This is a genomic window from Type-A symbiont of Plautia stali (assembly GCF_059731155.1).
Genome location: NZ_AP035891.1, coordinates 2,036,295 through 2,056,878, shown reverse-complemented (window position 1 = coordinate 2,056,878; position 20,584 = coordinate 2,036,295). Strand labels below are relative to the sequence as shown.

At 45.5% G+C, this 20,584-nt stretch carries 20 protein-coding genes and 1 pseudogene; 9 read left to right on the top strand and 12 right to left on the bottom strand.

Annotation, left to right across the window (positions count from 1 at the left end; translation table 11 throughout):
• The first annotated feature begins 230 nt into the window (after positions 1-230).
• Positions 231-2,001: pseudogene (ligB, locus tag AC6I8M_RS11040) on the top strand (NAD-dependent DNA ligase LigB).
• On the opposite strand, the gene AC6I8M_RS11035 reads toward ligB, so the two are convergent.
• A complete protein-coding gene (locus AC6I8M_RS11035) occupies positions 1,915-2,532 on the bottom strand; it encodes a trimeric intracellular cation channel family protein (RefSeq protein WP_010616884.1) in 618 nt (205 codons plus the stop codon). The pseudogene ligB and the gene AC6I8M_RS11035 sit on opposite strands and share 87 nt — an antisense overlap.
• Positions 2,533-2,820: 288 nt before the next feature.
• Here AC6I8M_RS11035 and AC6I8M_RS11030 point away from each other — a divergent pair, with 288 nt between their 5' ends.
• Complete coding sequence (locus AC6I8M_RS11030) at positions 2,821-3,510, top strand: response regulator transcription factor (protein ID WP_010616885.1); 690 nt, start codon at positions 2,821-2,823, stop codon at positions 3,508-3,510.
• Between the two features lie 79 nt (positions 3,511-3,589).
• Here the strand turns inward: AC6I8M_RS11030 and AC6I8M_RS11025 are convergent, their stop codons facing one another.
• From AC6I8M_RS11025 to lpxP, 5 genes are all read right to left on the bottom strand, one after another.
• On the bottom strand, positions 3,590-4,234 hold the full coding sequence (locus tag AC6I8M_RS11025) for an oligosaccharide flippase family protein (RefSeq protein ID WP_010616886.1): 645 nt from the start codon (positions 4,232-4,234) through the stop codon (positions 3,590-3,592).
• A gap of 74 nt (positions 4,235-4,308) precedes the next feature.
• On the bottom strand, positions 4,309-4,575 hold the full coding sequence (locus AC6I8M_RS11020) for a hypothetical protein (RefSeq protein WP_010616887.1): 267 nt from the start codon (positions 4,573-4,575) through the stop codon (positions 4,309-4,311).
• A gap of 436 nt (positions 4,576-5,011) precedes the next feature.
• Positions 5,012-5,407 (bottom strand): hypothetical protein, encoded by a 396-nt coding sequence (locus AC6I8M_RS11015; protein ID WP_058948887.1) that lies wholly within the window; start codon positions 5,405-5,407, stop codon positions 5,012-5,014.
• Between the two features lie 121 nt (positions 5,408-5,528).
• Positions 5,529-6,671 carry an alanine racemase gene (locus tag AC6I8M_RS11010; RefSeq protein ID WP_153005957.1) on the bottom strand — a complete coding sequence of 381 codons (1,143 nt, stop codon included), beginning with the start codon at positions 6,669-6,671 and terminating at the stop codon, positions 5,529-5,531.
• Between the two features lie 53 nt (positions 6,672-6,724).
• Positions 6,725-7,648: a kdo(2)-lipid IV(A) palmitoleoyltransferase gene (gene lpxP / locus AC6I8M_RS11005; protein WP_010616888.1), complete on the bottom strand. Its 924-nt coding sequence runs from the start codon at positions 7,646-7,648 to the stop codon at positions 6,725-6,727.
• A 761-nt stretch (positions 7,649-8,409) separates the two neighbouring features.
• Between lpxP and AC6I8M_RS11000 the strand changes: the two genes are divergently transcribed.
• Positions 8,410-9,261 (top strand): DUF6387 family protein, encoded by an 852-nt coding sequence (locus AC6I8M_RS11000; protein ID WP_010616889.1) that lies wholly within the window; start codon positions 8,410-8,412, stop codon positions 9,259-9,261.
• 100 nt (positions 9,262-9,361) lie between these two features.
• Positions 9,362-9,568, top strand: a complete 207-nt coding sequence (locus AC6I8M_RS10995; RefSeq protein WP_010616890.1) for a helix-turn-helix transcriptional regulator — start codon at positions 9,362-9,364, stop codon at positions 9,566-9,568.
• Positions 9,569-9,984: 416 nt separating this feature from the next.
• Here the strand turns inward: AC6I8M_RS10995 and AC6I8M_RS10990 are convergent, their stop codons facing one another.
• The 3 genes from AC6I8M_RS10990 to AC6I8M_RS10980 form a co-directional block, all read right to left on the bottom strand.
• Positions 9,985-10,563, bottom strand: a complete 579-nt coding sequence (locus AC6I8M_RS10990; RefSeq protein ID WP_010616891.1) for a DUF4755 domain-containing protein — start codon at positions 10,561-10,563, stop codon at positions 9,985-9,987.
• Between the two features lie 237 nt (positions 10,564-10,800).
• Positions 10,801-11,988, bottom strand: coding sequence for a relaxase/mobilization nuclease domain-containing protein (locus tag AC6I8M_RS10985; protein ID WP_022547354.1), 1,188 nt, complete (start codon positions 11,986-11,988; stop codon positions 10,801-10,803).
• The gene (locus AC6I8M_RS10980; RefSeq protein ID WP_010617511.1) at positions 11,985-12,368 is read right to left on the bottom strand and encodes a hypothetical protein; all 384 of its coding nucleotides are present in this window, start codon (positions 12,366-12,368) and stop codon (positions 11,985-11,987) included. The genes AC6I8M_RS10985 and AC6I8M_RS10980 overlap by 4 nt, the downstream gene beginning before the upstream one ends.
• Before the next feature lie 286 nt (positions 12,369-12,654).
• Between AC6I8M_RS10980 and AC6I8M_RS10975 the strand changes: the two genes are divergently transcribed.
• From AC6I8M_RS10975 to AC6I8M_RS10965, 3 genes are read left to right on the top strand one after another with little or no spacing between them, the layout of a single operon-like run.
• Positions 12,655-13,908 (top strand): class I SAM-dependent methyltransferase, encoded by a 1,254-nt coding sequence (locus AC6I8M_RS10975; RefSeq protein ID WP_498013788.1) that lies wholly within the window; start codon positions 12,655-12,657, stop codon positions 13,906-13,908.
• A gap of 9 nt (positions 13,909-13,917) precedes the next feature.
• Complete coding sequence (locus AC6I8M_RS10970) at positions 13,918-15,033, top strand: DUF262 domain-containing protein (RefSeq protein WP_010617513.1); 1,116 nt, start codon at positions 13,918-13,920, stop codon at positions 15,031-15,033.
• Positions 15,030-15,716, top strand: coding sequence for an MAE_28990/MAE_18760 family HEPN-like nuclease (locus AC6I8M_RS10965; protein ID WP_064504737.1), 687 nt, complete (start codon positions 15,030-15,032; stop codon positions 15,714-15,716). The genes AC6I8M_RS10970 and AC6I8M_RS10965 overlap by 4 nt, the downstream gene beginning before the upstream one ends.
• A gap of 94 nt (positions 15,717-15,810) precedes the next feature.
• Here the strand turns inward: AC6I8M_RS10965 and AC6I8M_RS10960 are convergent, their stop codons facing one another.
• The gene (locus tag AC6I8M_RS10960) at positions 15,811-16,404 is read right to left on the bottom strand and encodes a hypothetical protein (protein ID WP_153005958.1); all 594 of its coding nucleotides are present in this window, start codon (positions 16,402-16,404) and stop codon (positions 15,811-15,813) included.
• 204 nt (positions 16,405-16,608) lie between these two features.
• On the opposite strand from AC6I8M_RS10960, the gene AC6I8M_RS10955 reads away from it, so the two are divergent.
• Positions 16,609-17,172 carry a hypothetical protein gene (locus AC6I8M_RS10955; RefSeq protein WP_498013787.1) on the top strand — a complete coding sequence of 188 codons (564 nt, stop codon included), beginning with the start codon at positions 16,609-16,611 and terminating at the stop codon, positions 17,170-17,172.
• Here the strand turns inward: AC6I8M_RS10955 and AC6I8M_RS10950 are convergent.
• Together AC6I8M_RS10950 and AC6I8M_RS10945 are read right to left on the bottom strand one after the other, a co-directional pair.
• Positions 17,169-18,380 carry a tyrosine-type recombinase/integrase gene (locus tag AC6I8M_RS10950; RefSeq protein ID WP_010617518.1) on the bottom strand — a complete coding sequence of 404 codons (1,212 nt, stop codon included), beginning with the start codon at positions 18,378-18,380 and terminating at the stop codon, positions 17,169-17,171. The two genes, AC6I8M_RS10955 and AC6I8M_RS10950, sit on opposite strands and share 4 nt — an antisense overlap.
• A gap of 203 nt (positions 18,381-18,583) precedes the next feature.
• Positions 18,584-19,447: a YicC/YloC family endoribonuclease gene (locus tag AC6I8M_RS10945; protein ID WP_010617519.1), complete on the bottom strand. Its 864-nt coding sequence runs from the start codon at positions 19,445-19,447 to the stop codon at positions 18,584-18,586.
• 566 nt (positions 19,448-20,013) lie between these two features.
• Here AC6I8M_RS10945 and AC6I8M_RS10940 point away from each other — a divergent pair.
• Positions 20,014-20,538: a fimbrial protein gene (locus tag AC6I8M_RS10940; protein WP_010617520.1), complete on the top strand. Its 525-nt coding sequence runs from the start codon at positions 20,014-20,016 to the stop codon at positions 20,536-20,538.
• The last annotated feature ends 46 nt before the right edge of the window (positions 20,539-20,584 follow it).

Below are 20,584 nucleotides of genomic sequence, written 5' to 3'. Positions count from 1 at the left end.
TGAATTGAGTAAAGAGCGGAGTCGATTTCCTGCACAGTATACACGGCTTAAGCGCAGCACGCAGCGTTTGCAGCCCGCACGCGGCAATTCTTTTTCTGTGCGCGCCCTCCAGCAGCAGCGCAACTTTCTGCAATTCGCACAAAAACCCGTCAGCCTCGCTCCACAATCGGCTTTTTTACGCTGGTGTCACTCACCGCGGCACGTTGCAATCAGCAAAAAAGGAGGCGACGATGAAAGGATGGAGATGGCTGTGTGCGATGTTGCTGGCAGGATGTGCGAATGGGATGGCGATCTGTCCCAACTGGTCACCGGTGCGCGCAGAACAGGGGGATGGCCGTGCTGCACAACCAGCTGCGCCACTGGGATGATGCCTATTACCGTCAGGGGCAAAGCCCGGTAAGCGATGCCGATTACGACAGCCTGCAGCAGCGCTTACAGCAGTGGCAGCGCTGCTTCTCGCCGGCGTTGCCCGGCTATGCGGCACAGCTCAGCACCGACGGCAGCACGCTGCATCCGGTGGCGCATACCGGCGTGCGCAAGCTGCGTGACAAGCTGGCGGTGGCCTACTGGATGCAGGATAAACCGGCGCTATGGGTGCAGCCGAAAGTCGATGGCGTGGCGGTGACACTGGTGTATCGCCACGGCGAACTGGCGGCCCTGATCAGCCGGGGCGACGGACTGCGCAGTGAACAGTGGCTGGCGAAAGCACCGCACATTCCGGCGATCCCGCGGCATATCGCGACCGACCGTGCGGAAGTGGTGTTGCAGGGTGAACTGTTCCTGACGATGACCGATCACCAGCAGGCGCGCGACGGCGGTCAGAATGCGCGCGCCCAGGTGGTGGGAGCCATGATGCGGCACGAAGCCAGTCCGCTGCTGTCGCGCATTGGCGTGTTTATCTGGGCATGGCAGGATGGGCCGCCGATGATGCAGGCGCGGCTGGCGCAGCTTACGCAGTGGGGCTTTGCCCTGACGCAGCAGTGGAGCCGCTAGGTCAGTAATGAAGAAGAGGTTGTGGCCTGGCGTGAGCGCTGGTATCGCCAGCCGCTGCCTTTTGTCACAGATGGTGTGGTGATTCATCAATCACCGCAGCGCGTCGGGCGCGACTGGCAGCCCGGGCAGGGCAGCTGGTCGGCCGCGTGGAAACATCAGCCCGCCGAAGTCAGCAGCGAGGTGCTGTCCGTGGATTTCAACGTCGGACGCACCGGCAAAATTGCCGTGGTGCTGAATCTGCAGCCGGTGCAGCTGGAGGATAAAACCGTCCGGCGGGTCAATCTGGGCTTGCAGCGTTGCTGGAAGCAGTGGGATGTGATCGCCGGCGATCAGGTCACGCTGTCGCTGGCCGGGCTGAGTATTCCGCGGCTGGAACGGGTGATCTGGCGCGTGGCGCAGCGGGACTATCCGCCGCCGCCGCAGGACGACGCATTCAATCCGCTGAGCTGCCTGCATTTCAGCGCAGGGTGTCGCGCGCAGTTTCTGTCGCGCCTTAGCTGGCTGAGTCATAAGTCGGTGCTGGATATTGCTGGCATGCAGCGCCGTAGCTGGCAGCGCCTGCTGGACGGCGGCAGCATCAGCCACCTGTTCTCCTGGCTGGCGCTCACGCCAGAACAGATTGCGCAGGCGCAGGGCATCTCCACCGTACGCGCCCGGCAGATCTGGCATCGCTTTAACCTGACGCGCTAGCAGCCGCTGCGCCGCTGGATCAGCGCGCTGGGCTTACCGCTGCCGCGCACGGCACTACAGGCGTTGCCCGATACGCAGTGGTCGCAGCTGCTGGCGCGTTCAGCCGACAGCTGGCAGCAGTTGCCGGGTATCGGCAACGTCTTGGCACAGCGGCTGGTGGCGATGCTGCAGGATGCGCGCCTGCAGTCGCTGATTCACTTTCTGCAGCAGCAGAATATCCCGGCGCAGCCGTCAGTGCTCGGGGTGGGGGTAGTTGAAAATCGGCAGACCGAGGCGGAAGCGCAGCGCCAGCAGACGGGCGAAGAAGCCGAACAGTAGCGTGATGATCACCACCACTTCATGCGCCAGCGGTGTTTTCAGCAGCAGGATATACATCCAGCCGGAAGCAAAAGCGATACTGGCATACAGCTCTTTCTGGAATACCAGCGGAATGCGGTTGCAGAACATATCGCGCAGCACGCCGCCAAAAACGCCGGTTATGACTGCGGCGATGGCGGCGATAATCGCCGCATGGCCGGAATCCAGCGCAACCTGCGCGCCGATAATCGAGAACACCACCAGACCCAGCGCATCCAGCACCAGAAACACTTTACGCAGATGATTCATCAGCGGCGCGACAAAGGTGGTGACCACGGCCGCCGCCGCGACAATCATGATGTATTCTGGGTGTTTCACCCAGCCGAGCGGATAGTGGCCCAGCAGAATATCGCGCACCGAGCCGCCGCCGATCGCCGTGACTGACGCAATAATAATGACGCCGAACAGATCCATTTTGCGTCGGCCTGCCGCCAGCGCACCGGTCATTGCTTCGGCGGTAATACCAATGATGTACAGGACGGTTAATAACATAGAGCACTCCAGTAAACTGGCGGCAAGGCTAAAGATTTCCCAGAGTGTAGACCACTGAGATTTTCTAAAAAAATGTTTCCGGATTAGCCATCTTGATGGCGAGCCTGCTGATGGGCTTGTTACAGAGGAACTGCAGTTATCAGCCGGTGTTTTCGCATCAATAAAAATGATGCGAGACGGCGGATCGGCCCTGATTTAAGTTTCGCCGATGATGTGTCGTACCTGATTAATGCCTGCTCATTCAGGCTCATCATTTACGGGCGCGACGTGCAGCAACTCTGGACAGGCATGAAAAAACACAGCGAAGACATCCTCTATTACTCCTCCGATAAGCTGGCGGCACTCGGGCTGGAAAGCCTGCTGACGGCATTACCTGTAGGCTGCCGGGTGCATGAGCTCTGGTCGCTCAGTACCGTCATCTCGCAGTGTGAAAAGCTGCGACCCCGGTTGCTGGTGTTTATCTTTCACGAGAATATGCCGCTGAGTGGCACCTTCAAAGTGCTGTATGCGCTGCAGCAGCAGTTTCCGGTTATGCAGGTGCTGGTGCTGACGCGACGCCTGTTGCCAATGATGCACGCCCTCAGTCGTTATCTGCCCGGACTTAGCGTCCTCGATTTAAAATCCTCACACACCGCGCTGTGCCATTGCCTGCTGGCCTGTATCGCTGGCGAGGTGCCGCAGTTGCAGGAGGGGGCTGACATTCTGCTACCGGACCGGCAGCTGCGGGTGCTGCTGATGATGGCGTGGGGCTACAACACGGAGCAGATTGGTAACCGGCTCGGTATCAGCCATAAAACGGTGAATGCACACAAGCTGAATGCGCTAACCCGCCTGCAGGTGAAAAGCAAAAACGACATGGCCGATCTGTTTATGGTAATTGACGAGCTGCGCATGCTGGTGGGATGGCTGCGCCTGCACCGCAATGGCAAGCTGAGCGAGCTGGCTTATCATTCGCTGGAAGAGTTACTGGAAGCATAAAAAGAAAAAAGCGTGCTGGTAACCAGCACGCGAACGCATCTTGCAGATGCCCAGAGCCCACCATACAGACTTGTTGTTATTATCCGTTTCTTGCTTGCACTGCGGCGAAAGCTTTCAGGCTAAAACGGTATTCCGGCTGGAACCAGGGACGCCCATAGTAGCAGTAGATCAGCATTCTGATGGAAACCATCGCTAGGTAACCCCAGATGGCGCACAGCACTGACGGCGTCAGCCACACGGTAAACAGCGTGACCGCCAGCCCTGCCAGCACGGAAGACGTTTCCGTAAAGGCAATGCGCGTAAATTGTTTTTCCCGTTGCAGGATGGCGCGATAGTGCTGCCCCTGCGGAATAATAATAAAGATAACGGAAATCATCTCCAGCATAATTGCCAGTTCCGGCTGTCCCATTATTCGGCTGTAAATGTCACTGCCGATAAACAGCACGGCAAAAATAAATAAACCGCTTAATACATTACTCCAGTAAAGCGTCGAGAGTTCGCTGTTATTTAAACTTTGATAGCGAATAAGTGCGTTACCAAAGCCGCGATCGGCTAGTGTATCAATCACTAATAATATCACGATGGCAATCGCGAGCAAATTGAGCTCATTTGCCTGCAGGATTTGCGCCAGCAGTGAAAGCTGTAATACCCCAATGCCAACGATTTTTATTGATGACAACACTGACCATTTGGCGCTGGCCAGATTTCTTTCGCGTATCGCCATACTCTGCTCATTATGGTACATGTACCAGTGCAATTAAGGGTTCACCCGGGCGGCGGCCCAGAGTACAGATCACATCAATGCAGCGCTTCCTGTCGCAGCCCTGAGATACCTTTCAGTGCCGGCCACGTCGCGATGTTGTTAATTAAGTGATGCTCTGATGATAAAATGATGCCCCTGGCGCGTAATCGTTGTGGCGTCTGCGCGGTATCTCCTCCGGTCAGGAGGAAATCCGCGAGATCGTTATTAAATCCTTTTGCATTATTATATTTCCCGGCCAGTATCCGTCTGGCAATCTCAACAAATTCTTTTTCAGATAACAAAGGATAGGTTGAGCGATCCATGTTATGTCGCTGCTGTTTTTATTATTAAGTACTGCTGTGTGTGAAGGAGTTATATCGTGTTTTATTTAAATTAACACCATAAGAAAACTCCTATAAATAGACTTCAGGAATAAATGGTTTCAGAATATGGATGTGAATATATAAGTTCTGGTCTTTACAATTTATTTGTCATTTCTCACCTTTTATGGCGCGGCAAAGTTGAACAAGTCAGCGCACAGGAAAAAACAGTGATAAATCAGAAGCACTCAGCTATCGCCAGCCCGGCACGACCAAGAATTTCCCCGGTTACGACGCTTTAGCCAGACTGGTGAATGGTGCGAAAATGCGCTTTGCGCACGGTGAAACAGTTAAACACCGCTGCGCGAAAAAAATGCCGCTTTTTAGCGATTACGTCCAGCGCAGGATAAAGGGCAGCTGGTAGGATAATGCATTGATTCTAATGGGTTAACAGATGCAGGAGGCGCTCAAGATCGCGTTTTACCCAAGCAACATCCCCGGCGAACTTCTCGTCAGACATCAGCGGCTGACGATAAACCACCATGACGACTTCGGCCCCCTGCTCGTTGGCAATGACCCGCATCGGCATATAAACCTCTTTACCACTGCCGGTGTCGATCCAGTGATCCATCACGCCAAACGGGTTATAGGGGGTAAAACGAATCTTCACCGTGCCTTCGGGGCCTTTCGCTTTCCAGTACTGGCCTTCCTTCGTCAGCGTGCTGCTGCTCAGGCCGCTGGCCCACTTCGCAAAACATTCGGGTTTCCAGATGGTTTCGTACAGATCTAACCAGTTACGGGGAATGGTGAGCGTCACTGTCTGAGATGGCAGCATGGAGCCTCCGCGGGGCAGGTAAACGACAAATTAAACCTGAAACATCGCCTGTCACCTTAACTGAAGGTCACCGGACTGCAAACGGCCCGGTGACGGAAGTGTGCTGCAACAGCGTTTTCTGTCAGATAAAACGGCCGCGCCCCTGAATGTCATGCAGTTCGGCGCTGCCGTCGGCCTGACGCAGCACGAAGCGATCGGATTGCGCCACCACCGCGCAGCTGTGGTTAGGGAAGATGCGCAGCAGGGCGCCAACCGCAGGCGCATGTTCGCCATAGGTTAAAAAGCCGTGCTCTTCCGACAACTTCTGCACTTCATAGTGATGGCCATGCTCGTCCACCGCGATGCCGAAACCGCTGGCATTGGTGCCGTGCGGGCCTTTATCCGAGCTCAGCATTTTGGATCCGGCATCAATAACGGCGTAATAAGGATTAACGGCCACCACGCGCGTCACGACCGTTAACGCCAGCGCATCCGCATCACACAAGCCCAGACGGCAGGCGGTGAGATCCAGCAGGGCATAATTGCCGGGACGAATTTCATCGCTGCCGGCGGCTACCGGTGCCGCCAGCGCCGTGGGCGTGGAGCCAACCGAGACGGGACAAGGGGCAAAGTCGGCATCCAGCAGCCGCCGCTGCAGGTCACGCATTAGCGCGATCTCCTGCTGCGCCACCTCAGCTATCGCCGTGGCATGACCCGCAGCGTACGCATGACCTGCATGCGAGATCAGCCCGGCGAAGGGCAATCCGCTGGCGACAATCTGCTGCGCCAGCGTCAGCGCGCTATCGCTATGCGGATCGACGCCAACGCGATGCAGACCCACATCCACTTTAATGGCGATCGCCAGCGCGCAGTCCGGCTGCTGATGATGGGCGGCGACAATGGCGCTCACACCAGCCGCGCAGTCTGCGATGCAGGTAATGCGTGCCTGATGCTGTGCCGCCAGCTGCAACAGTTCGGTCAGCGCGGCGGCGTGCACCACCGGATAGGCCAGCAGCACATCGCGTGCCCCGCCGTGCACAAAAGCCACGCCTTCGCTCGGTTTCGACACGGTAATGCCGCGCGCACCCAGCTGGCGCTGCTGCTCAGCGATCCAGACGCTTTTATGGGTTTTAATATGGGGACGCAGCGCGACGCCGGCGGCATCGGCTTTCTGTTGCATCAGTTGCAGGTTACGCTGCAGACGCGCAGCATCAATTTCCAGGTAGGGTGTGAGCCGGTCGGCGTGCAGCGGTCGCAGCCAGCCTGCTGTATTGGGGGGTTCCATTATAATAGTCCGCAGGTTATGTCTTGGTGCGGACTATCATTCACGAGCGCCGGTTAGACGTAAAGTGAAGCTTCGCCAGGCGGACGGGTTTTAAAGCGGCGATGCAGCCACAGATATTGCTCAGGCGCGCGCAGAATTTCTTTCTCAATCACCCGATTCATGTACGCCGCGGCGGCCGCTTCATCATCATGCGGGTAATTTTCCAGCTGCGGCTGAATGATCAGCTGATAGCCGTCTTTGTGCGCATTACGAATCAGCACGATGGTCAGCATCGCCGGTTTCGCCAGCCGCGACAGCACAAAGGTGCCATTGGTGGTGGCAACTTTCTCGACTGCGAACAGTGGAGCAAACACGCTGCCTTTCGGACCGTAGTCCTGATCCGGCGCGAACCAGACGGCTTCGCCCTGTTTCAGCGCCTGTACCATGCCGCGCAGATCGCGTCGATCAATCATTGCTTTATTGGATCGCATGCGCCCTTTGGTCTGCGCCCACTCCATCGCCTGATTATTGTGCGGGCGATACATCGCCATCATCGGCTGGCACAGTCCGGTGATACGGCCGCCCAGCTCCAGCGACATAAAGTGCACGCCAATCACCATCACGCCGCGCTGCTGGCTCTGCGCCAGCTGAAGATTGGCGATGCCGTGCACCTGAAACAGCTGTCGCACGCGCGCATCGGACCAGAACCAGGCGATGCCGGTTTCCGCCAGCGCCATGCCCAGCGACTCAAAATTGCCGGCAATCATCATCTCTTTCTCGTCTTCATTAATGTGCGGGAAGCAGAGTTCGATGTTACGCCGCGTGATGCGTTCGCGCCGCTTCAGTAAGTGGCGTGATAGCCGGCCCGCCGTCGCACCCAGCCGGATTAATAAAGGATAGGGGAGCTGCACCAGCAGCCAGAGCACTGCCAGCCCGAACCAGGTAAACCAGTAGCGGGGATGCAAAAGTTTGGAACAGAACTGCCTGGTTTTCTTCATAGCGCCTTCATGTCAGGAGTGAATGTAACGCGCGAAGAAGTCGGTCCATGGTTCCCGGTGCGGTACAACTGTAGTTATTACGACCGGCACTTTAGCAAATAGTGCCGTATAAGATATGTAAACTCTGCAATCTTCAGGATTCAGATGATTGATGGATCGTGCACTAAATGGCGTAGGAGTGAAATCAGATTGGGTTTAAACTGCATAAAAAAAATAGGTTGGTAGATTTGCTGGCCTAATTTATATGTCATTTTCGGTCAGTAACAGACACAGTTGTTCATCATTTAGGCGTTAATCCTTACATTGCGAAAATTAAATATTGGTCTACTACAGCGGCTGGCAGCTTCTGTAAGCCAATTTCAGACACAGTGATGTCCTTTTGACGCTAAAAAAGCCATGATCAGACACATATTATGTCTATGTGAAAGCGTTATAGCGCAATCAGGCATATCCTATGGCTACGGTGTGCAGCAAAATCTCGCCGCATACCTGCGGCAGGCCGTAAAGCCGTAGGGTCCAGCCGCCAGGCGCTATACAAACCGGCGTAATGGCTGCTGTTAGCAAGGAAAGATAAAGCCCTGAGCAGAGCTTTATAGAGATAAGCGTTACTCGATGTTCTGGATCTGAATATCGATTTAACTGTTATTTTATTTAATAATCAGTTAGTTGAAAACAACCGAAGAACTTTAAATCGATATTTACTCCCCGAATCACCCCCCGTATAGTTTACTTAAATATTGAGTTGTAGACGGAGAGGATGAGTGAAAAACTGGACAACTGAACATACCAAAGAAATCAAGAAATGGTTAGATATCGACACATATCGTAAGTTCGAAGATCTCACCCTTCTACAGTTATACCATGAGCTGTTGGCAAGGACATTGTTCTTCAAACCATATCATGAAGAATTTGAAGCAGAAGCCGTAAGGCTCTACATCGACAGAATCTTTACTGGAAAACCGTTTCTCATCACAGAAAAACATTTAGGTTATCTCACAAGAGAGGATACCCTTTACCAGCCCCCGCACTTCTTTCTCACAACCACCGAACGACTGGCACAGTTGAGCATCAACGGTCTGCGAAATTCACTGTTCTTCTGGGATGGAAGCGATGAGTATTCTGTTAACAGAGAATTCCTCGATAGCCCTGTATCAGAAGCTCTCCCTAAGCTGTTCAGAGATACTGTCATGGTCGAAATTGACCTTGCTAATGGAACTGATGAGGAAATAGCTGAATCACTTAAAGCCGCACTTCCTCAGTGGCGTAAGGTCAGAGGTATCGAGGCAGATACAACGGACGCTATCCGCTTCGGTTATGGAACGATTAAGAAAATCATTAACTACAGACTCATTCCCCTGATTGATATCCTGGTATGGTCAAACCTGAACCAGGTTCGTGTATCCGAAGACCGCCTTTCCCGGCTCCTATACACGGATGATGATGATGAAGAACAAACCCGCCTGAACCACCAAATCAGGGATACGGACAGACCGCTTGCTGTGAAGGCGGCGAGTATACCGTTCATCCGGCAGTTTCACCTGTTCATCAACAAAAACGACCACCTAAAAAAGATCAGAGTTTCAGAGGTGATGAAAATCTCAGATTCTGACTAAGGTTAACCTCTATTAGCTCTGGCGTTCCCAGCTTCGGTCTCTTTCCCGCTGATTCATTCGTATAGTCGTTTCCATCAAAACGAAAGAAGAGGAAATGACTATGAATCAGCACAACACCCGCCTTATTCGTTTACCAGAGGTTCTCAATCGAACCGGTTATGGTAAAGCCTGGATCTATCATCTAATCAGCAAAGGATGTTTCCCATCACCAGTGAAAATTGGATCTCGTGCAGTTGCTTTCATTGAAAGTGAAGTGGAAGAGTGGATTCAATTAACTATCGAAAATTCAAGAAAGCATGTCGCCTGAAATAAAATTACAGCCTTCATATTCATGAAGATTAATTCTCAGATTTGTAAAGTTTATATCTTAACAAAACCTATATTTAACGTAATTCTTTACGTTTTTTCAGGCAGGGCTTACGCCATAGGTATTTAAAGGTGGTTTCTTAATATCGGGTATGGATACTCTATATAATTTTGAAAAAAGAGTAATCGATGCGGATAGAATAAGAAGAATGTGTGGATTACTCATTCACTTCATCATGAAGAACAAAGCTAATTCAGAAGCTGTTTTTATAACGGAAAAAAGAAAATATGATACGTTCTGTATTGGCAAGGTCATTAAAACAACGAAATTTCAACTATGCGGCGAACTATAATAAAAACACTTAAAACAGAATCTGTCCCTATATAGATTCTGTTTTAAGTATAAGATGCTTAATTTCATGCTGCATTTAAGTTTTGATCAAAGATCTCCATCCATTGATTAAGTTGTGCTTTGAGATCGTTAATGCCCTTACGAGAGTTAAAAGAATCATTACGAGGATAGAACCGGATATGCCATTCTGGTTTACGAACGTCTTTTACACGGATAAAGAGACCTGTATCAGCGATGTTTTGACTTAATGTTTTACCGTTTTCTCTGATACTGCTTAATCCAGTACCTGCAACTTCACCACCATAGGTAATGTTGTAGCTCCACTCTTTAATTTCCTCAAAAGAATATGTATTTGCTCCTTCGCTATTTTTAAGGAAAACCTCTTGTTTATTTGTGTCTAACCGGATTTCACAATCATTGAATTTATGAAGATAGATCCCATCATTGTTTTCATTTAGGTAATTGAATGTCGCATCATTGTTTTTCCTGACAACATATTTACCAAAAGCTGTTGCACATAACATAGCGCTGATAAAAAAAATGGGAACCCAATATACTGACATCACTTTAGAACCCCCAAAGTAAGCAACAATAATAGGGAGTGCAATCGCCAGCAATACACGCTTCATCATGAAGAATTTCATACGTTTGTTCCTGTATGATATAACGATATTGAAAATAGGCTAGTAAAATCAATCTATTAGCCGATAGTTCCTTCAAAGTACATTTTGTACAAAGCTATAAAGTTATCAAATCATTTGTACCGATCGATATTTTCATCCTGATAGGTTTTGCCTATCATATATAATTAATCGATCGATTGTGACGATCGATTAATTATACTAAAATCAATTGCATAGCTGTTTTCAGCAAGAATAATGCTAAATTTTCGACCTAAAAACGTTTGATTTTATAGTTTTTTCAACAGCAGAAAGAGGGGTATTGTGTATATAAAGGGGGGTAGCCGAAAAAATCTTGGGAGGCTGTTTAAACGCCCTTAATAATGGATTACGTAGTTTTTTGACGGTGTTAACTATTTTGTCTACCCAGGGAATGGTTTCTATCCATCGCATCGCTACGTCCACATAGCTTTTACCTGTGGTTTTAACTTTCTCTTGATAGATATCATCTACTACAGGCAAGACAGATAAAGGAAGCAGGGTGTTTTCTGCATCTATACCACTAAAAAAACTTACGGCATCAGCTTTCACTATCTTGATAATTTCTTCTGGGTTGGTTGCATTGAAGGCAATGGAAGCTTTTCTATCATATACGACAAGGGGATCAATGATGATGAACGGCTCTAAGTTTTTCCATGAATACTTTTTACCTAATTGGGATGCTTTGAATGAAATGTTGGCGTACTCAAACGAGAAACCGTTCATTTTCCCGGTTGAAGCCCTGTTGGGGATTGCTTTTATCTTCTGATCTGCAAGCTGCTGCACAAACCTTTCTTCGGAAATCTTGCTGGTTATGAGTGTATCTATAGCTTCTTGTATGATTGTCTTTGCACATTTCTCGCCAGTTCTCTCTTCTAACATTGCTTCATTACGTGATTTTTTACGTTTGGCAGGTGAGGAAGAAGGTTTCATAGCATCAGGTCCTTTGGTTCTGGTTAACTGGTAGTCCTGCTCCAGCTCTTCTATGATACGTGTGCTGATAAGGTTCTCATTTTTACCTAAGTAGAGCTTCCCGGATGTTGCATCGATGCGACTTGCTACTATGTGAATATGTTGGCCATCTTTATCATCATGAAGCACGTATGCACGTAGATGCGTTTCAGAGAAGCCCATACGCTTCATATAGTCATCGGCTATCTGTTTCCATTTCTGCATTGGTAAACTCTCACCAACAGGAAGACGTAAAGAGTTATGCCATACAGGTTTACTTACATCGGAGCGTAGGAACTTCGTAGCGTTGAATTCTGCACTTAGTGCTTCTGCGAAGCTTTCTATGACATTGCCACCGACTACATACGGATCTGACTTGTGGTGCGAAGCAGGTTTTAATAAATAAGAAATTAGCCCATTAAAGGTTTTTCCTCTTTTGATTTTTTGCATCCCTTTCATTCATTTCTTTCTCCCCATAGATCTGCACCGACAAGATTTATGCGAAGCTCAGAGATCTGGCGCTTCACTGCGAATAGTTCTGTTTGCGTCAGAGAGCTACCCTGGCTTTTGTTATCCAGATGAGCGACAAGCTTGTTCAGCTTCTGTGAAATTTCGCTCAGAGATTTCCAGGCTTCTATGTTGATGGCAGGAACGGACAAAGGAAGCTTATCCAGGGACGCTAAGCGAAGCCACTCTCCCTTGCTTTTATCACCGCGTTTCGTGTTGAGAAGCTGTAGTTCTTCATGGTTGAATCGGGCGCTGACACAATGAGTGCGCAATGATTTAGCTGGGACTTTGTTGTTTTTCTTACAGAATGGTAATCCTATAGTTTCTTTCATAGAAGCTCCTTTTCGTATATTAGGTTTTGTATTACTTTTATTGTGAGCAATTCCGTTGCAGCACTTTGTACATATATATTTCAAAAATGTGATATGTCAATATTTTGAATTTGACCCGGCTCTTCTTTTTCAACCGTAGGGCGAAAAACAAGGGAACTCAAAGAAGCGTAGCTTCGATGAGTTAGCCCTTGCTTTTTGGTGAATCTTAACTAACAATGATGGTGCTATCTCAATTTCCTTATGGTAAAATAGGCTCAGTTTTTAGTCTAATTAGGTATGGTATGGTATGGAAGATATATCAATCACACCTTCAATAAGTAATCCTAAAAGGCTTACCAATAAAAATAATGGTGACGAATGGTATAATTATTATGCTGGATTTTCTGATAGTTTTGTCAGCGAAATTTTAGAGTCTTTAGAATTGCCTAAGGATGCTACTATTCTTGATCCTTGGAATGGTTCCGGGACTACAACTTTAAATTGTGCGTTAGCAGGTTATAATGTAATTGGAATTGATCTTAATCCAGTTATGAATATTATCGCGAAGTCAAAATTTTCTGATTCTAATGATGTTTTTTCTGCTTTAAAAATAGTTAAAGGTTTACGAGTAAACTGCTATCCAAAAAATACATTTGATAAATCAGATTTTCTTCTTCACTGGTTTGATTCTAATACTGCATCATATATTCGTTATATTTCTCACTATTTACAAAAAAGATGCAAGGATATATCTCTTTCGAGTGTTTATTCATTAATATTTTTAGCACTTTTTAGTTTGGTAAGAAAATATGTTGGGAAATTTATAGCTTCAAATCCCACTTGGGTTAAAAAGTCAAAGTTAGATGATGAAAAAGTTAGCATCAATAATAAAAAAATAAAATCTGATTTACTCGATTTTATTAATGGGAAGTTATGTTCAACTTATATTGATAAAGCTATAACCGTTGGAAACGAAATCTTTCATTGTTCATCTTCAACTAATTTACCTTTAGATGACAATAGTATAGATGCAATTATTACTTCCCCACCATATTGTACTCGTATTGACTATGGAATTGCTACATCTCCAGAGTTAGGCGTATTACTTGGTAATTACCCCAAAGCAATAGATGAACTTAGAAGAAAGTTAACAGGTAGGACAACTATTGATAAAAAAGAACTTGAAGTTAATTGTGTCGGCCCTATGGCCAACAGTATATTAAAAGAAATATTAGAGCATGACTCTCATGCTTCATCATCCTATTACTATAAAAACTTCGCACAATATTTTATCGAAATAAAAAAATCTCTTGCAGAGATAAAAAGAGTTATCAAAAAACACGGATATTTTGTATGTGTTGTTCAAGACTCATACTATAAAGAAATTTATTGTGATCTTGCTACTATCTTTACAGAAATGGCAGAAGAAAACGACCTTCAACTTATTCATCGTCAAGATTTTATGTTAAAATTTTTAATGGCTAATATAAATAATAAAGCAAAAAAGTATAGAGATAAAATGACCGCTAACGAGACAGTTCTGGTTTTTCAATCAAAATAGAGGCATATAATGAATCCTGAAGATATTCTTGTCGAAATAGAATCAGAGATGGATAAGGTTCATACACAGAGTCTTGATCTCTCTTTTAATGAGTTGATGGATATGTATGAAAATGGTGAGCTTGATATCAGTCCTGACTATCAAAGACTTTTTAGATGGACTGAAGGTGCAAGATCAAGATTTATAGAATCATTATTACTTGAGATGCCTGTTCCACCTATATATGTGGTAGAAACAGAAAATGGAGTTTATCAATTAATTGATGGGCTTCAACGGTTCTCTTCTTATTTACATTTAAGAGGGGAACTTAGTGCTGAACATATGGATATAGCCAAAGGGGATAAACTTGTTTTTTCTGATTGTGATATCGTTAAGAGTCTTAATGATCTAACTTATGATGATCTTCCTTTGGCATTAAAAATTAAACTTAAGCGTTCTTTTGTTCGTGTCGAAGTTGTTAGGAAAGGTAGTGATAATAAATTTAAATATCATATGTTCAAAAGATTAAATACTGGCGGAGAAGCTCTAACTCAACAGCAGGTAAGAAATTGTACTATTAGGATGCTGGACCCGAAATTTAATGATTTCATCATTGAACTTTCGACTTATGATCATTTTAAAAAATGTATTTCTTATTTATCAGAGTCTCAACGACTTGGTGCTTTTGACCAAGAATTAGTGTTGAGGTATTTTACATTTAAAAATAACAGAGCTGCTTTCAAGCACGATATTTCTGATTTTTTAACTGAATATATGGAAAACGTATCGTCTGGAAACATTCCTTTTGATTACGATGATAATGAAAGGAATTTCAAAAAGGTATTCGAAGTGCTCTCAAAAGCACATGGCGAGAGGATCTTTGGTCGTCTTGGTGCCGAGGACAAATTACAATCAAACTTCAATATTTATCATTTCGAGTCTATTACAATAGGAATCCAATCTGTAATTAATAATATTAATGAGCATGATGATGCCGTAATCGCTAAGATTAGAGATGGTATTCTTTCACTTAAGAAAGATGAAGTTTTCAAAGCTCAAACAACTGGTGGTGGAAAAAACTCTCCAGGCCCGCTTAAAAGTAGAATTGATGTAGCTACAAAATACCTTGAGGAAGCTTTGAAATGAGTCCTGAAGATTTTCTTACTCAAGTAGAGTTAGAGCGTAGCTGGAGAGAGGAAGAGATTCGCTCTCTCAATAATATTATGGAGAGATCTGATGATAATAACGCATATATGATGCGAAGAGCAGTTGTTTGTTTATTGTATGCTCACATTGAGGGGTTTGTTAAGTTTTCCTTCAATCTATATATTGATGGCATAAATAAAATGGAACTAAAATGTAGCCAAGTTAAGCCTATTCTAGCAGCGGCAGTTCATTATTCTGATTTATTAAAAATGAACAATCCCGATATTAAAAATAGAATTTTTAAAAAAGTTTTACCCGATGATTCCCACTTACATCGAATTTGTCGATATGAAGAATTTTTTGAGAAAATTTCTAATGTTATGGATGAGACAATTTTTATTGAAGATGGCTATGTTAATACCGAAAGTAATGTGGGAAAAGAAGTTCTCCAAAAATTGTTATATCAAGTTGGATTGTCTCATACATCTTTAAATAATGTTATTGGACCATTAACACGCTTGAAGAATAAAAGGAATGATATATCTCATGGTGTTGATAAAGCTAAGATTGAATATGATGAGTATAAAGTGTATTACGATTGTTCTATTAACATTATGGGCGAACTGATCAAGGTTTTGTTTTCTGCTTATCAGAAAAAGGACTTTATGCTTGTTAAACAATAGAGGACAAATAATCTAATTATGACTTATTTGCCCTTGGTTTTATCGAGTGCGCAGAATTATAAATTAAGTTTATAAAAAAGAGCACTGTAATTTATTATTTAAATCTAAAAAGAGGATTGTTCGGTTTTGCTTTTTCTTGCGCTGTCGCTAAATTTTTAATGCTAGAAAGTAAACTAATTCTATGGTCAAAGACGCACTCAATACATTTTTTAAATAATTCCGTCTGTTCTTCATTTTCAGTGGGAATTAAGTTGTGCTTTTCATCATCCAATATAATTACTTCAAAATCGCCAGCACTAATATCCTTGTATACTTCAAATTCGTTATATAATAATTCTTCATCAGAAATTTGAGGGTTAGTCTCTTTGCTATTAAACGCTGCTTGGGTTAGATGTATTTTATCTGCAAGTTCAGTACTACCTGAAAATATTATAGATATCTTCGCCGTCTCCAGTGTTTTCTCTTTTACTCTTTGTTTTTCTTCTTCACTTAATTCTTCATCGTTTAATTTATTGCATTTTAAAGTGGCCGCGAAGAGTCCATAGAAGATAATAGGATTTTTAACTTTGTACTTATCAATAATTATATAAATGCTAATGTAATCATGAGCACATTCACTTTCCAGTATGAATTGTTCTCTTATCGGTGGTAAAAAAGGAAGTAAATAAGTAGGAATACATACTCTCAAAATATAATACCTGTTGGATAACATTGGATTACCTTTTAATAATATGAGTGTCGCTTAATATTTTATATCTGATGATTAATTTAATCAATGTTTTTCTATTTATATTGACTAGTCGTTAAAACTTTGTATAAAAAAATAAAAAGGTTTTTATATGACAAGTATTTTATCCGAGTTTAAATATAAAATTAACTTTATATGCAGAGTATGGTGAAACCATTCCCATTTCAGAAGATATATATAGACGAGAAAAACACTACTCATTTGAATTTACTTTGTATTCCTTTTGAATATATTAAAGACAACAGCAGGTTTATAAATAATAATGTTGATATTTTACAAAAAATCATTGAGTACAAAAATGAATGTAATTTACAGAATCTATACATCGAAATGGATTTCAATATTGTTAAGATAATTGAGTGTCCATGTGCATCCCTAATTGGAAAAGATTATTTCCTTTTTCTTGAGAACCACAGTTTGCTAAAGAAAATATTATTGAATAAAATTGAGCTTGATGAGGATGATATTGTAAGAGAGGTTGTTCTTTTGATTCAATTATTTGATTGTAAAAAAGCTCTGCAAGTAATTCAGTATATTCTTTGTGAGGATATATTTTGTAATTCGATAGTAAAAAAAGTATTTGATCGATATATAGAATTACTTGATAAGGAAAATAATTTTTATAGGTTCAATAACTTCAGGTATGTCAGGGAGCTAGTTCTGCATAAACTTTCTTTAGAAAGTTTAAACGTAGAACTCTCATGCTAAATAAATGGCTTCAGTGATTTTGACACTTTTAAATGAGCTTCGTTTCGTTCTTGATAGTAATCATATCTGTCATAAATCCCTTCGACTCCTTTGAGTTTGTGGTTCAGACATCTTTCTGCGACATGTGGGGGAACAGACAGTGATGCAAGTAAACTTCTGCAAGTCCTTCGTAAGTCATGGACTGTGAAATATTCAATATCACCCATAACATTTGGTGGCTGCTGCTTCCTGCCAGGCTCGATACCGAACAGTTTCGCTATGGCTCTGTTGAGTGTGTCTTTTCCCATGTGTAGATTCTTACTGGATCTGCGGTTAGGAAAGACATAATCAGAACCAAAAGCTCTGACCTTTAGCTCTTCAAGAATCTTCATAGCGAGCGGGGGAAGCGGGATGACGATTCCTACACCAGACTTACTTCTTTCCTTGGGTAAAGACCACTTTTTCTCATCCAAATCGAATTCTGCCCAAGGAGCCTCGGTTAGCTCACTTTTGCGAACAGCAAGGAGTAGTAGCAGGGCACAGGCAAGGTAGTTATCACGAGAGAAGCTGTCAGAGTGTTCTCTGAAAACTTTAAACACCTGACCAATTTCTTCAAGACTTAATGCTCTTTCTCTGCTTTTTTCGATTCCACCTGCATCATTGACCTTGAACGCCATTGCTGGGTTGCTCTGAAGCAGCCCAAGCTTAATGCCGTGGTCAAAGAGTTGCTTCATGTAGAGTAGGGCATCGTTTGAAATGGTTGGCCTTCCGCTATCTGTAATTTTTTGCAGAATTGACCGGATATCAATGGGGGTTATCTTCGTCAAAGAAAGTTGACCAATAGTAGGGGCAATATCCTTCTTGTATACCCTTTCTGGGATTTGTGGATGCTTCAACCGCCTAACCAGGTCTTTGTGCCAGTCTTCAAACAATCCATCTACCGTTGTGATTTGCTTAGGTCGGTTAAGTTTCCGTTCAGCAATAGGATCATCTCCGGTGGCAACTTTTCTTCGAGTATCCTCAGCGAGGCTACGTACCTCAGACAGAGATAGATGGGATACCTTGCCAAGTGTGAGTTCTCGTCTCTTAGAGCCGATTGTATATCGAAGCATCCAATACGCCTCACCTTTTTGTGGGACTTTCAGGTACAAGCCTCGCCCATCTCCAAACTTCCCCGGTTCTCCTGCTTTGATGAGAGCCTGAACCGTCCTGACAGTGAGTAAGGCCATATACCTATCCTGATTGAAAATCGTCGTGGGGGGTATATGGTTATAAACTGCCAGATGAGACTAGTAAAGCAAAAGTGCTCCCCGTTTTACTCCCCACTTATTGGTGGTTTTTAATGTATCTAAGTGGTCTTTAATAGACTATGGTTTGAATAAAAAAGCCCACTTAACATGGGCTTATGGATTTTGGTGGACTTTGAAAGAATTTACTCGATATTCTGGATCTGCTCGCGCATCTGCTCGATCAGCACCTTGAGCTCAATTGCTGAGGCGGTGATGTCCGCATTGATCGATTTTGATGCCAGCGTGTTCGACTCGCGGTTGAACTCCTGCATCATAAAGTCGAGGCGGCGGCCGACGGCTTCTTTCTTCTTCAGAATGTTGTAAGTCTCTTTCACGTGCGCATCGAGGCGATCCAGCTCTTCGGCTACATCAATACGCTGGGCCATCATCACCAGTTCCTGCTCAAGGCGATTGTTCTCCAGCTGAACCTCGGCTTCTTGCAGCTTGCTCACCAGACGCTCGCGCTGCCATTTCAGCACTTCCGGCATCTGTGCGCGCACTTTGCTGACCTGCTCAGTCACGCCCTGCAGCCGCTGTTCGATGAGCGCTTTCAGCGCGTTGCCTTCACTTTCACGCGCAATGATGAAATCGTCCAGCGCGCCATCCAGCGCTGCCAGCAGTTCAGCATTGATGGCGTCCAGATCCTGCTCCTGCGCGGTCATCACGCTCGGCCAGCGCAGAATATCCAGCGGGTTAATCGCGCCTTCATCACTCTGCATCTTCACCCAGTTCGCCGCCTGCACCAGCTGTCTGGCCAGCGACTCATTCAGCTGTAGCTCATCCTGGGCGCTGGCATCGGCGTCGAATCGCAGGTTGCACTCGATTTTGCCGCGCGTCAGGCGGTTGCGGATGCGTTCGCGAATCACCGGCTCTAGGCTGCGAAACTGCTCCGGCAGGCGGATATAGGTTTCGAGGTAACGCTGGTTGACGGAACGCAGTTCCCAGGCGGCGCTGCCCCAGCTGCCTTTGGCTTCACGGCGGGCGTATGCGGTCATACTGCGGATCATAAGCTTCTACTCATTCAGGAAATGTTCTTCGAATTATAGCGAGGGTGCTCCCGGCATGATAGGCGTAAACGCACAGCAGGGTGCCAGGCCTTTAACAATCGCGTTTATTGTTATTTACCGATGTTTTCAGACGATAAAAATATCAAGGTTGTGAATGCAGAGATAAATAACGTTTTAATATGGCGAAAAAATAGCTACTGCGTGAATTGGCCTGCGTTAATTATCGCCAGCTTGTGAACGGGCAGGGTTTTTCCCTTGATTAAAATCATTAAAACACCGATGCAAAGCTGTGGATTGTGTCAATTCATTGATTTTAATGGTTTTAATAACCGTTAAAACATAATGAATTTGTGAGTGTTTTTTTTGATCATATATAACGAAAATACCGTTGCGCAGGGCAAAATTGATCTCTATCGTTGGCACCACTTGAGGACGACAACCACAAAAATGATGTGGACGGCCATCAGGAAAAATATAAGTAATTAAATTTTTCTATACACAGCAAATTGAATAAGACCGACGCAGAACGCGCTCCTTGTTTTATTCACCTAAATGAAAATCATAAAATGAACATGAACAAAATCGTTGTGGCTTTAGGTCTGTCTATGTCTCTGGTGGCGGGTTCTGCGATGGCAGCAGGTGAAGGTAACGGTACTGTGACGTTTAAAGGTGCGATTGTGGATGCGCCATGCTCCATCGAGCTAGGTTCAGTCGACCAGACGGTTGAGCTGGGTCAGATTTCCAACCTGGCGCTGAAAGACGGTGACCGTTCTACGCCGCGTCCATTCCAGATCAAACTGGAAAACTGCGACACCGCAACGAAGAAAGAAGTGACCGTGACCTTTGGCGGTACTGGCTCTCAGGTTATCCCGGGCAAACTGGCCATCACCGGTACTGCATCAGGCGCGGCGATCGGCATCAACTTCGGCGATACCGAAATTGAACTGGGTACCGCGACGCCAGCGCAAAAACTGATGGACGGCAACAACCAGCTCTCCTTCGCAGCCTTCCTGCAGGGTGGCGGCGCTTCTGAGACTATCGTCCCGGGCGAATTCCAGAGCGTGGCTGACTTCGCACTGAACTATCAGTAATGGTCAGAGACTGGCGGGCTTCCTGGTCCGCAACTCTATCTTTTCG